The 14,026-nt window shown below is 33.7% G+C and carries 6 protein-coding genes and 3 tRNA genes; 4 read left to right on the top strand and 5 right to left on the bottom strand.

Going from position 1 to position 14,026, the window contains the following annotated elements:
* The first annotated feature begins 113 nt into the window (after positions 1-113).
* The 4 genes from NMK29_RS06465 to NMK29_RS06450 all read left to right on the top strand — a co-directional run bounded on the left by NMK29_RS06465 (position 114) and on the right by NMK29_RS06450 (position 1,184).
* Positions 114-197: transfer RNA gene (locus NMK29_RS06465), tRNA-Ser, on the top strand.
* Positions 198-228: 31 nt separating this feature from the next.
* Positions 229-303 (top strand) — tRNA-Pro (locus NMK29_RS06460).
* A 26-nt stretch (positions 304-329) separates the two neighbouring features.
* Positions 330-403: transfer RNA gene (locus NMK29_RS06455), tRNA-Arg, on the top strand.
* Between the two features lie 172 nt (positions 404-575).
* Positions 576-1,184 carry a hypothetical protein gene (locus NMK29_RS06450; protein ID WP_108803108.1) on the top strand — a complete coding sequence of 203 codons (609 nt, stop codon included), beginning with the start codon at positions 576-578 and terminating at the stop codon, positions 1,182-1,184.
* A gap of 108 nt (positions 1,185-1,292) precedes the next feature.
* Here NMK29_RS06450 and NMK29_RS06445 read toward each other — a convergent pair whose 3' ends face one another.
* The 5 genes from NMK29_RS06445 to NMK29_RS06425 all read right to left on the bottom strand — a co-directional run bounded on the left by NMK29_RS06445 (position 1,293) and on the right by NMK29_RS06425 (position 14,007).
* The gene (locus tag NMK29_RS06445; protein ID WP_108803107.1) at positions 1,293-4,760 is read right to left on the bottom strand and encodes a glycosyl hydrolase; all 3,468 of its coding nucleotides are present in this window, start codon (positions 4,758-4,760) and stop codon (positions 1,293-1,295) included.
* A gap of 205 nt (positions 4,761-4,965) precedes the next feature.
* Positions 4,966-8,880, bottom strand: a complete 3,915-nt coding sequence (locus NMK29_RS06440) for a family 16 glycosylhydrolase (protein WP_108803106.1) — start codon at positions 8,878-8,880, stop codon at positions 4,966-4,968.
* Between the two features lie 320 nt (positions 8,881-9,200).
* Positions 9,201-9,959, bottom strand: coding sequence for a family 16 glycosylhydrolase (locus tag NMK29_RS06435; protein WP_108803105.1), 759 nt, complete (start codon positions 9,957-9,959; stop codon positions 9,201-9,203).
* Position 9,960: 1 nt separating this feature from the next.
* Entirely contained in the window at positions 9,961-12,285 is a 2,325-nt protein-coding gene (gene bglX, locus NMK29_RS06430; RefSeq protein ID WP_108803104.1) for a beta-glucosidase BglX, read from the bottom strand.
* Positions 12,286-12,390: 105 nt separating this feature from the next.
* Positions 12,391-14,007, bottom strand: coding sequence for a family 16 glycosylhydrolase (locus tag NMK29_RS06425; RefSeq protein ID WP_108803103.1), 1,617 nt, complete (start codon positions 14,005-14,007; stop codon positions 12,391-12,393).
* Positions 14,008-14,026: the final 19 nt, after the last annotated feature.

The following is a 14,026-nucleotide window of genomic DNA, read 5'->3' as shown; positions in this document are numbered from 1 at the left end:
CAATAATAAATTACAAATAATGACAAAAAAATGTTGCATTGTAGATTCATAAAAGCTACATTTGCATCCGCATTTGAAATATTAATGTGTAGTTCTTAATCAATTTTGATTTCGGAGAGGTGCCAGAGTGGTAATGGAGCAGATTGCTAATCTGTCAACGCGTAAGTGTTGCCAGGGTTCGAATCCCTGTCTCTCCGCAATAACTTTTGAGTATTATTTTTCAAAATTCGGGGTGTAGCGTAGCCCGGTTATCGCGCCGCGTTTGGGACGCGGAGGTCGCAGGTTCGAATCCTGCCACCCCGACAATTTGAAAAATATACAATTTATCCGGTCGCGTAGCTCAGCTGGATAGAGCATCTGCCTTCTAAGCAGACGGTCACAGGTTCGAATCCTGTCGCGATCACAAGAAGCCTTACTTTTTTAAAGTAAGGCTTTTTTGTTTTCTAGATACTATCGTATCATCAATATTGGCATACTAGTTGATATTTCCCGATTGTAATTATTAATTATATGACGTAATACATCGATAATTTTAAAAAATAAATATCTTTGCTAACGTTAAAAAAAACCCAATTATGAAAAAACTATTATTTGCAGCCATTATTATGGCAACTACTGTTGTTTTTGCTCAAAAAAGAAAAGATCAAGAAGGAAGTGTAAAAAACCTAAAAGGAATTACTGAGTACAACCTTGTCTTTGATTATGAAAATATTAAAGTCCATAAATTCGATACTGAAGAAGAGTTTCTAAAGGATAAAATGGAAAAAAGAGAAAAGAAACATCCAGGAGAAGGAAGAGGTGAAAAATTTAAGAACTCTTGGTTTGCAGATAGAGAAGAGAGATATGAACCAAAGTTTATCGAATCTTTTAACAAACGTTTTGAAGAAGGAGCTGTAAAAGTTGGAAAAGATCTTACTAGTGCTACACACACTATGAAAATCAAAACTACTTGGATATACCCAGGATATAATGTTGGTGTTTCTAGACAGCCAGCTAAGGTTAATGCTACAATAACAGTTTACGAAACTGCTAACCCAGACAAAATATTATATTCTACGGATTATATAAAAGTTCCAGGCGGAGGAGCATTTGGAAATGATTATAACACTGGTTATAGAATTTCTGAAGGATATGCAAAACTAGCTAAAGAACTAGCAAAATACATTAAGAAAAAGGCCAAATAATCCTTTTTAATTTTAGAATAGAAAAAGCGGTAATAATATTACCGCTTTTTTTTATGGTTCCTAATATTTTAGAATCCTTATCAGGTCTAAAATATAAACACATTACTTCTACTTTTTGAGTAATTTATAAAGTTGCGTAGACGTATTACCATATAATTTCAGAAAATATATCCCTGTTTCTTTTTCTGATAAATCAAGGTCTATTCTTTCTTGTTTTTGACTAATCATATTATCTTCTATTGTTTTCCCTGATATATCTATTATTCTATATCCAATGTATTTATGATTTCTTGATAATACAACTTGCCCAATATCCGATATAGGATTGGGATATACGTAAGCATCTAAATTACCATCATCGACACGTTGTAATTGATTATTACAAGATCCAACTATGAAATCATGTTTAGAACCTGCCGTATTATTTTCTCCTCCGGTTGGCAAGCTATAGGTATAATAAAAATAAATCTGATCTCCAGAATTTGCATTAATCTGAAATGGAATATTTGGAGTTACAATATATCCCGGATATGGACCAGAAGTAGAGGTGCCGTAATAAAGAATACAGATATTTTCTCCAATTCCAGTAATTTCCGGAACAAAAGTTACCGTTGGGTTTGTAGTATCTGAGGAGATTTCATAACTATATTGACCATTCACTGCTAATCCTACACAATTAGTAGTATTGGTATCTTCTGAAGCTCTAAACTCTATAAAATTAAGATTTAAACCATTGGAATCAAAAACAATTCTTAACTCATGATTTCCGCTATTTATCGGAATTCCGGTTACAGAAACTGTTTCGTACTGTTGCCAATTTCCAGTATTAGGTACAGATATCACTTCCGTAATGACAACTCCATCCAGCTCTAAATGAAATTTGCCATTGCCATTAGGGGAGGCTACACGGAAGTCGATATCATAACTATTATTAGAATCCGTAGCGTTTATATCAAAAGCTAACCACTCATTAGCATCAATCCAACCAACATTATATACTCCGCCAATAACATCTCCAGTGTTTTCTATATCTACATTATCCTGTCTGTAAGCACCTCCAGTATTTCCTGTACTTAAATCATGATAACCAACTCCTTCTCCACCTTCTTTATAATCTTCGGCTTCTATGATTCCGGGAATTGTAAAACTATTATTAGGAGGTGTAACAATTTCATTTCCATCAGTTGTTATCAATGTATTGGCCGGCACCATAAATGAATCTACCTCAACACCATCTTTATAAACGATACATGTTTGATCTGTATTTTTAGAATTATAAACTACATACATTACGGTTCCATCTTTTTGAAACACACTGCTCATTGGTAAACTCAATCTATAGCTCGATTGTCTTAATCCAAGATTTTGAGAATTATGAGCATAGTAATATGTTAATGCACTTTCATTAGAATTATGAACAACATTATACTCTTGAGATCCCACAGCGCTATTCCAAAAATCATCAAAATTACTGGTCACTCCTTCTGGATCAAAAAACAGCTTAAAACCCCAAGAAACATTCATCCAATCACCACTTAGACCTCCTAAATCGGCTTCCATATTATTTATTATTGGATCAACAATAGCATTTACTTCATTTGTGGTCAAAAATTCATTCCAAAAACCATATGCCGGAGTAATTGGCAACCATTGTATTCCATGAATATAAGTATCTTGTGCTCCAAAAAAAGTTCCATAAACATATCTATTCATTTCTAAGATCCCTACAATCGGTTTATCATATCCTATTTCTTCAAATACTCCACTCTCATTATACCAATAATCTGCTATCGCTCTTCCTTCCATTACATAACCATACGCAGCGGCATCTCTCATATTAGTATTTTCAGTTATTTCACCAGTCATAAACATTCCTGCCCAGGATTGCATTGCTTCTGAAGTGGATTCTTGATTATTCCCAATAGCATTTCCTAAACCATTGGCGAAAGAATGTCCCATCCAAGGACTAAAAGTTCTCATATATGGGAAATCTTCATCATTTCTATCCCAATTTGCATAGGTTTTTATAACTTTTGTAAGCATTGGCCAATACTCATCCATTGCCCCAGGTTCTGCCATTTCTAATAATGCACCAGCATGAGCTAGATATCCATAATGAAAATGATGATCTGTAAAAAATCCTGAGAAAAACTCCTCATTAAATCCTACTAATGCTTTCCAAGCAGGATAATACGCATAATAAAATGAGGTCTCTCCAGGTGTATAAGTAAGCCAATCATAAGTTCTTTCCTTTGCAAAACTTAATAGATCCTGATAATCCGGATGCCCTATTTCTTTTGCGATGAGAACATACTTAATTAATTGGACTAAATATTTTCCTCCCCAATAAGTACCGTCTGCAAAGTTATCTCGATCTAAACGAGCATTATAATCATCCACCATTTCTATCAATTTTGCTCTTTCATAAGGATTTATATCAGAGTTTTTAGTTATGGGTTCATTAAAATGAGGTAAAAGATTTGCATTAAATTCGTAGTCAAAAGAGAAGCTAGTTCCTTCAGCTATTTTTAACGTTCCTCTTGGGGTAGCCTTATATTCTCTATTGTTGAGAAAAGAAAAGTTATTCGTGTTTCCTCGATAATGATGAGGAATAAATCCCTGTAAAACGTTAGGTTGATCACCAATGATATTTGTTTTTTCTATCTGATAAGTAACATTTACTAAACCATTATCTGGTTGGTAATCATACAAAGCTTTTGTATCTGTTGGTTTTGTAAAAGCATAATCATGTAAAAAATTTAAATCTGATATTTCTGTTAATGCTGAAAATACTATGTATTTACCTTCGCTATTTATTAATTCTAGATCCCCATCTACTCCGTCTTTCGGTATAATGTTAGTGTTTTCCGTAAGATGAATTCCATATAAATTACCATCATATTCTATAATAAAGCGATCTACTGTAGCAGGAAAACTAAGTATATCACCATTGGCATCGTAATAAGTTCTAACTCCTGTATGAATAGATTGTATAATCGCATCAAATCCATTCGGTTTTGTCCAAACAAAAGGCATTCCTTGAGCTAATGTAACATCAATAGTTTGATTACTACTTTGATGCTGCACCTCTAAATCTACATGCCAATCTGACCAATTCGTCGCTATTGTTTTATTAGCTGTAAAGTCATCTCCTGTTAGCGTCACTAGATAATCAACACTAATTCCAACACTCTCATCTCCTCCCCAATCTTTTGCTGTTCTGTGACCTATTTGATAACCATCTGCATTAGCTCTAGACAATAAAGGATACGTCCATAGGTTTCCGCCATTACGAGAACCATCTGCATTTTCATTATACAAAACACTTGTCCACCAATCATTTGTAGGTATTGGTTTTCCTGTCATATTAGAACCAATATCTAAAGTAGGATTTAACGCCACACTTTGAAATGTTCCTTGTGTAGGATCATTGCCAATATATTCATGTGAGGGAGGATATTCTGCATAGGAACCACTTCCAACAGAAATTACATTTTGTGACCAGATAGACACACTAAAAATTAATAGAAATAGTAATATACTTGTTACTTTTCTAAACATTATGGTTTTTTTCATGAGTACGATATTTATTTGAATTTTCAATACATCTTATAGATTTGGATATTAAATATGGTTTTTGAAAAGATTAAATGCGATATATACTCCTCGATTTTCAAACGAGAAATTTTAATACCTAAAGAATAAGAAGTAATATGAAAACTTGGTTTTATACTTATATAAATAAGGAGCAGCTTTAAGAAAAGCTACTCCTTACTTAAAATTAGTTTTTAAGTATTTTATGGATGGAAGATTCTGTGTTTTGCCCATATGTTTTAATCATATATAAACCTTTAGACAATGAACTTAAATCAAGTACTAACTCAGTCTCTTCGACGTTTACCGCCCTTTGGAGCACTAACATACCATTTGTACTATACACGTTAACTTGATATATTCCTTTCATTTTTGATAATGTAAGAATATTATTAACTGGATTTGGATACATCTCTATTTTCAAAGGGTTCTTTTCTATTTCTAACCCTAAGCGATTACCACAGGAACCTACTACTACATCATGTTTAGATCCAGCTGTATTATTCTCACCTCCAGTTGGTAAACTGTAAGTATAATAAAAACTAATCTGATCTCCAGAATTTGCATTAATCTGAAATGGAACATTTGGAGTAACTAAATATCCAGGATATGGTCCTGTAGAAGAAGTACTATAATATAGGATACAAATGTTGTCTCCTACTCCTTCAATTTCTGGAATAAAAGTTATTGTAGGATTGGTATTGTCTAATGAGACTTCATAACTATATTGATTATTAACCGCCAATCCTGTACAATTAGTAGTATTAGTATCTTCTGAAGATCTAAACTCTATAAAATTAAGATTCAAACCATTAGAATCAAAAACAACTCGTAATTCGTGATTTCCACTACTTATTGAGATTCCGGTTACAGAAACTGTTTCATACTGTTGCCAATTTCCAGTATTGGGTACAGATATCACTTCTGTAATAGCAGCACCATCCAGCTCTAAATGAAATTTACCATTACCATTAGGAGAGGCTACACGGAAGTCCACATCATAACTGTTATTAGAATCCGTAGCATTTATGTCAAATGCTAACCATTCATTAGCATCAATCCAACCCACATTATATGCACCACCAAGAATATCTCCTGTGTTTTCTATATCTACATTATCTTGTCGATATGCACCTCCCGTATTTCCGGTACTTAAATCATGATAACCAATACCTTCTCCTCCTTCTTTATAATCTTCGGCCTGTAGTATTCCGGGTACCACTATATAGTTTCCAGTATTTCCATTTACAGTCACAGAAGCTGAACCTGTAACAGATCCACTTGAGGCAGTAATAGTATAGGTACCAATATCTGAAGCAGTATATAAACCATTAGAATCTATAATACCGTTAGTAACTGTCCAATTAAAATTGGTCTCATATGAATCACCGCTTTGATCAAAACCTTGCGCACTAAACTGCATTGTTTCTCCTTGGTTAATTTCAACATTATTTGGAGAAATAATTATTGATGATAAAACTGGAGGTTGTATAACATCTTCTTTTGTTAAAGATCTTAGGTTATCTATATAAAATGTATCTCCACTACTACTATTAGGATCAAATAGAAATACAATATTATCTATTTGAGCATCATTAACCACTAAATCTGGTGTTCCAGTAAGAATAAACTCTAATGTATGCCAATTATTTTGTTCTTTTACCGCTGCCTGATACACACTGTGCCTTCCGGTTGGATAATTTGAAGGGTTCGATAAAGAGCTAGCTTCTAATTGCCAACTAATAATCGTTCCAACAGGTGCACTTGTATAAACATCCATTGCAAATCTTTTATCTTCAGAAACATAAGCACTGGCATCTGCTATAAAGTTAGTGTCAAAAAATAAAACATCATATAATTCTGCATTATCCCTTATGTAACTTCCAGCTTGTGATGAGTTATTTACTTCATTCCCTCCTGGGTTTCCAACATTTTCTACATAGATACCAGTAGTTGTATTATTCAACGAAATATTATTTACTCCGTTATAGTTATGAATCATCTCAGAGAACTCATACGTAGGCGGATATTCAGTAATTCCATATCTGAAATTATCAAAATAAAATGTTTCTGAAACATTAGAATTAGGATCAAAAAGAATTGAAATTTCATCTACCGATAAATTTGATGTTCCGGCGTCAGGTGCTGTAGTATAACTAAATGCAATGGTATGCCATTGATTCTGTTCTTTGACAACACTGGTATATTGACTATTTCTTCCTGCAGGAAAATCACTATTCGATCCAACACTGTTTTCTAAACTCAAAGAAATTTCAGTTCCTACAGGTGCGGATGTAAAAACATCCATAAAAAAGATATTATCTCCTTCTATAAATGGACTTGAATCATTTATCGCATCTGTATTAAAACTTACAACATCATATAATTCAAAAGCTCCTCTATCATATTGCGCTACATTAGTACTATTATTAACGCTATTGGGACTTGGATTGGCAACATTTGCTGTATATTCTCCATTTTCAAAAAATAATTCCAATTGATTTATTCCATCATAATTAGCTATGATAATTTCTTCTAATAAAGTAGGATCAGGAGCATCCATTTTTCTCATATTATCAATATACACTGTATGCCCTGTAAAACTATCTGGATCAATCAACAAAACAAATTGATCCACATCTAAAGCTCCTACGCTCGCATCTGGTCTATCTAATAACTCAAATTCTAACGTTTCCCATTGATTCTGAGAAATTGTTTTCGCACTGTATCGACTATGACGACCTGCTGGCCAATCACCTGCCGAGAGTGAACTGTTTTCTATCTGTAGTATAAACTCTGTACCGATCGGTGCATCACTATACACATCCAACCAAATAGATTTTTCTCCTGATGTATACTCCAAAGCATTTCCTATATTAGAAGTGGTCATGTACAAACCATCATATTGTGCTCCAGTAGCCCTAACATACCTACCTACTATTGAAGAATTATTAACATTACTTACTCCTGGATTTGAAATAGATTCTGTTAAGGTCCCATCTGTGGTTGATGTATAGGCTAAATTTCTATTTCCCTCAAAATCCTCAAAAACATATTCTAAGGTTTTTATAGGATTTACAGAAACGCTCATTTTAAATTCATTAGTACCACATTGTGGAACATTTACAACAACTTTTACATCTCCTTCAGTCGTTCCCCAATCAACTAAAATAGTGTTAGTTCCTTGGCCAGAAGTTATCGTAGCACCAGTAGGAACTGTCCAACTGTAAGATGCTCCAACTGTCTCTGTTATTGTATAAGGTTTATCTGTTTCACCTTCATAGACACTATTATCTCCAATAAGTTGTGTGTTAAAAGTTCCGCTATACACCCTAACATAATCAACCTCCATCTGTGTAGGGTAATCTGCTGGCGTAGGTGGAATATTTCCGGTATAAGGAGTTCCAGGACCTCCAACTGCTACATTAAGTATTAAATACCAATCTCCTTCACTAAAAGGCCAAGGATCTACAGTGTTACCCGGAGTAACAGTATGATATAATTGATCATCAACATACCATCTTATTTCGTTAGGTTCCCATTCTACAGCATACTCATGGAAACCTGCAGACAAATCTAATCCTGCATTAAATTCTCTACCATTATACTGCCAACCTCCATTAGAATAATGTACAGTACCTCCAATACTCTCTGGATTTTTATGTTGAGATTCCATAATATCAATTTCTCCTGTAAAGGGCCAACTTCCATTCTCTGGCAACATCCAGAAAGCAGGCCAAATTCCTCCTGCAGAAGGCAATTTAATACTGGCTTCATATCGTCCATATCTAGAATTAAATTTTCCTGCAGTGATCAACTTTGAAGAAGTAAATTGTTTTCCTCCTGCAGCTTCATTTCTAGTAGTAATCACTAAATTTCCATTTTGTACAGTAGTGTTTTCTGGTTGATACCATTGTTCCTCTGCATTACCCCAACCACAGAGAGTGGGGCATCCGTCTCCATTATCAAAACTCCACTTAGTGAGATCGACAGATGAACCATCAAATTCATCATTAAATATAAGTTCTGAGCATTGGGATTGTACTACATTGCAGAACAATGTAAATACAATAAAGGTTTTAAAGAATAAGTGTGTTCTCATAATTAAAATTGATTTGTGTAATTAAGTTTATATTAAAAATTTCATATACGTAATTTTAACCATATGTGTTTTTATACATACAGCATTACTGTTCCTTTTAAATATTTAGATTATTCTATTAAATAATCTAAATATCAATTATGTTTTTTCCCAAGTAATTCCGATAAACTGAAACACCTTACATATTTCAATTATCTATTTCCGTATTTGATATTTAAAAAATATCGTCATCTTAAATTTAATTTCAGTTGTATATTGAATATATACGATGCCGAAATCAAGGGTAGAGCTGAATTAAATGTTCCTTGCTAAGACGGTATTTATTTCCAGATTTTGATGTAATCAATCTCAAATCGCTTTGGAAAGATAGTATCATCAACTTCTGGACCCCCAAAATTACCACCAATGGCAAGGTTAATTATTATATAAAACGGCTTATCAAAAGGCCATGTTTTATCATTTTTTACTTCTGGAGAAAATGTATAAACCAGTTTATTATCTACATAAAAATTAATTTTTTCTTTGGTCCATGTGGACTTATAAACGTGAAAACCTTCTTCTATTGCATAATCAATCGTTTTTTTAGAATTCTCAGTATCTCCAAAGCTTTGTCTTGTATGTAAGGATGTATATATCGTATGAGGTTCTTTTCCAACATATTCCATAATATCTATTTCTCCACAATCCGGCCAGCCTATTTCATCAATATCATTCCCTAACATCCATATAGCAGGCCATAATCCATGTCCAGTGGGAAGTTTCGCTCTAACTTCTATAGAACCGTATTGAAACTCTATTTTGCCTTTTGTAGTTATCCTACTAGACCCATATATATCGCCTTTCTTAGTCGCAGTAATAATCAAATTACCATTTTCTAGTTTAGCATTTTCTTTAGTATAAATTTGTCTTTCATTATTACCCCAACCACATAAGTTAGGACAACCATCTCCTAATTGATAGTTCCAATAAGTCTCATTTAGCTGAGCCCCATCAAAATTTTCTTCCCAAATAACTGAATCGGATTTTTGACAAGAACACAAGAATAATACAAGAATAAAATAGGTTAAGAGTTTTTTCATTTTACTTTAATTCAAAAGTTGATTTAATAGTTTTATCAGAGCTTCCGCCTATATAGACTTCAAATGCTCCTTTTTCTACAACCCAATTATTATCGTTATCATAAAACCCTAAAGCATCAGCATTCAATTCAAAAACAATTGTTTTAGTTTCACTAGGCTTTAAAGAAGTCATTTCAAAACCTTTCAATTCTTTTATTGGTCTTGTAACGCTTGCAAAAAGATCTTTAATATATAATTGCACCACTTCTTTTCCTTCATAGTCACCTGAATTAGTCACATCGACAGAAACTTTAATTCTTGGAGTATTAACAGAATTATCTTCTGGATCTATCTTAAAATTACTGTACTCAAAACTAGTATAACTTAATCCATGACCAAATGCATATAATGGGGTATTCTTTTGATCAGAATAATGTGACCAAAAAACAATATTGGGAGCTGGTTCTACAGGTCTACCTGTGCTTTTATGATTATAATAAATTGGTACTTGACCTACATTTCTAGGAAATGACATCGGTAGTTTTCCGCTAGGATTATAATCTCCATATAAAACCTGAGCAATTGCGTTTCCGCTCTGTGAACCAAGATGCCAAGCCTCTACGATTGCAGGAATATGTTCGTCCGCCCAAGTAATAGCCAATGGTCTCCCATTGTTTAAAACTAAAACGATATTCTTGTTGACTTTATAAATTTCTTCTAAAAGATCTTGTTGTACACCAGGTAGATCAAGTTCTGTTCTACTTCTACCTTCTCCACTTTGAAAACCAACTTCACCTAAAACCATTACCACTACATCAGACTGTGAGGCAACTTTAATTGCTTTTCCAAATTCACTCTTGTCTGTAGTATTAATTTTAGTTTCTGTCACAAATGCTGTATCCCCTAAAGAAACATCAGCTCCTTTGGCATAAACTAATGTATTGCCTTTATACTGCCTCATTCCTTCTAATACAGAAACAGCTGTGTTATCATCAGCGGCAATTCTCCAACTTCCTAATGGGCTATTTTTATCTTCTGCTAAAGCTCCTATTAAAGCTATTTTCTGTCCTTCCTTTTTTAGGGGAAGTAATTTATTCTCATTTTTAAGTAATACAATAGATTTTTTAGCAACATCAAGCACTGCCTCATGATTTTCTTTACTCCCTAAAATTGTTTTCTCTCGATTTACATCACAATATTTATATGGATCATCAAATAAACCTAGTTCATATTTTACTCTAAGAATTCTTCTTGCTGAATCTTCTATCAAATGTTCTTTTACTTTTCCTTCTTTTACCAAATCAGCTAAATGTTCTACATATAAATAAGATTCCATATCCATATCTGATCCAGCATTAGCTGCTATTTCTGCGGCGCTTTTACCGTCTTTTGCATATCCGTGAGCAATCATTTCTGTAATCGAACCCCAATCTGAAACTATAAAACCATTAAAATTCCAATCCTCTTTAAGAATATCTCTCTGTAACATTTTATTCCCTGTTGCAGGTATACCATTAAGCACGTTAAAGGAATTCATAAAAGTTTTTACTCCCGCTTTATTTGCTGCTACAAATGGAGGGAAAATCATATTATTTAAGGTAGAAGTACCTACATCTACGGTATTATAATCTCTTCCAGATTCAGAAAAACCATATCCCGCAAAATGCTTTGCACAAGCTGCAATTGTATAATTCTCTGATAAATCTTCACCTTGAAAGCCTTTTATTCTAGCTACTCCTATTTTAGAACCTAAAAAAGGATCTTCTCCTCCACCTTCCATAACTCTTCCCCATCTGGCATCTCTAGATATATCCAACATTGGTGCAAACGTCCAATTAATTCCAGCTGCAGAAGCTTCCAGAGCTGCTACCTCAGCAGATTTCCTAATTGCTTCCATATCCCAACTTGCTGATTCTGCTAAGGGAATCGGACTCATTGTTTTATATCCGTGTATAACATCAAATCCTATAATAAGAGGAATTCCTAATCTTGATTCTTCTACGGCAATTTTTTGTACTTTTCTTACATCTTCAACTCCTCTAACATTTAACATAGAGCCTACCCAACCTTTTCGTAAGTGTTCATATTTTTTAGCAGCTACTCCTTCCTTTGGTTGCGGTCCCGTTAAATCCCAAAAACCGTTATATTGATTCATTTGACCAATCTTTTCTTCTAAGGTCATAATAGCAAGAAGTGAATCTACTTTTGCTTCTATCTTACTATCTAAACCGTTAGAAACGATTGTTGTATTAGTATTAAATCCTTCAGGTTTGTCCGAGGACGAATTGCAACTCATTAAAAACAAACTACAAAGGATACTAACAAATATGAAATCACTCTTTTTCATCATAAACGATCTAAAATTTTATTTACGCATTATTAATGTTAATGAGGAAGGCTATCTGTGGTAAATAACCTTCCTTCTTAAAACAATTTAAAACTAAGTGTATATCTATTGATAAACTCTTACATAATCAATTTCCATAGTAGACTCTGTAAATGCAGGATCTATGGCTCCTCCAAAAGTTCCTCCCATTGCTACATTAAGTATCATAAAGAAGTCATTATTATAAAATGGTAAATTATTAGCATAAGGAAACGTATGATATGGATTACCATCAATAGAAAACACTATTTCTGTTGATGACCATTCTACACTATATACATGAAAATCTGCTGAAGCTCCTGCAATATTAATTTCTTCAAAAATTGCATTACCTCCATTGTTTCCAGGAAAATGAAGTGCACTAGATACTACATCTTGATTATTACCAACATGTTCCATTATATCAATTTCTCCACAATTAGGCCATCCAACTTCTGTAATATTTGAACCTAACATCCATATAGCCGGCCAAGTACCTCCTCCTGTTGGTAATTTAGCACGAACATCTACTTTACCATAAGTAAATGAAAATAAATCTTGTGTTTTAATTCGTGCAGAAGTATATCCTCCATTTTCTGCTCTTGCCGTTATTTTTAGCAATCCATCTTCTACAATTACATTACTCGCATCATCCGTATATGATTGAGATTCTCCATTACCCCAGCCATTATCTCCTGTACCTAGATCATATGTCCAGTTTGCTGTATTTGGAGCACCATTTGTATCAAATTCATCAGCCCAAACTAATGTATCAAAAGGAGGTTCTGCTATATCATCTGTCCCAGAATCTTCCGGCACAAATGTATGATACCAAGCTAATTGACCTCCACCAAAATCACTAGAAACTTCCTGAATACCTCTAACACTAAGTTTATCTTCGGTAAGTTCTAATACTTGATATTCCATAGCTCCAGACCAGTAAGATAATGTACTATTCTCTACACTAATAATTCTTGTTCCTTCTTCATTTTCAAAAATTACAAAACTAGTATTTGTTGCAATCTGATCTGTAATATCTCTACACTCATCTACAAACTGCGTCGGTGTATCATTTGGAAAAAACCTAGTTACTTCTGCCCAATTCATAAAAGTTTGATTAGCATCACCCGTGATTAGTTCAAAACCATAATTATCGTTTGCATCATAACTAAACACAAGCACATCATCATATATACAAGGATCTAACTGATTAGGAGAAGCACTAAAGAATTCTGGAAAATCGTTAGTAGTAGGTCCAACACCGAAATGTCCTCCAACACTACTATCCCAAATCCATCTTTTACTACCATCCCCACCAATCATCTGGAGTGTTGCTTGATCTATAAACAATCGCACATCTAAATCTAGTTCAATTGTTTGAGAAGAAGATGTACCTCCTGTACCAAAAGCAACTACCGTAACAAAAACGGAATATTGACCCGATTGTGTATATCTAAACGTTTGCGATTCTCCTGGTTGTGCTACTAATGGATCTCCATTTTGAGTAAAGAAAATATGAAAATTAAGTGCATCATCTGCTTGCGGAGTAATTGTAACATTACCCGTTTGTCCATCCTCTATAACCGCATCAATCTGTAGATTTGAAGGCGGTAGAATTGTCCCTAATTCTGCATCATCATCCTGACAACCGAAAAAAGTTGCTAAAATTATAAAGAGCAATGTTTTTTTATATATCTGTATCATTTAAATCATTTTTAGTCTT

The sequence above is a fragment of the Aquimarina sp. Aq107 genome (genome assembly GCF_943733665.1).
Lineage (GTDB): Bacteria > Bacteroidota > Bacteroidia > Flavobacteriales > Flavobacteriaceae > Aquimarina.
This window is presented reverse-complemented; position numbering and strand designations above follow the sequence as displayed.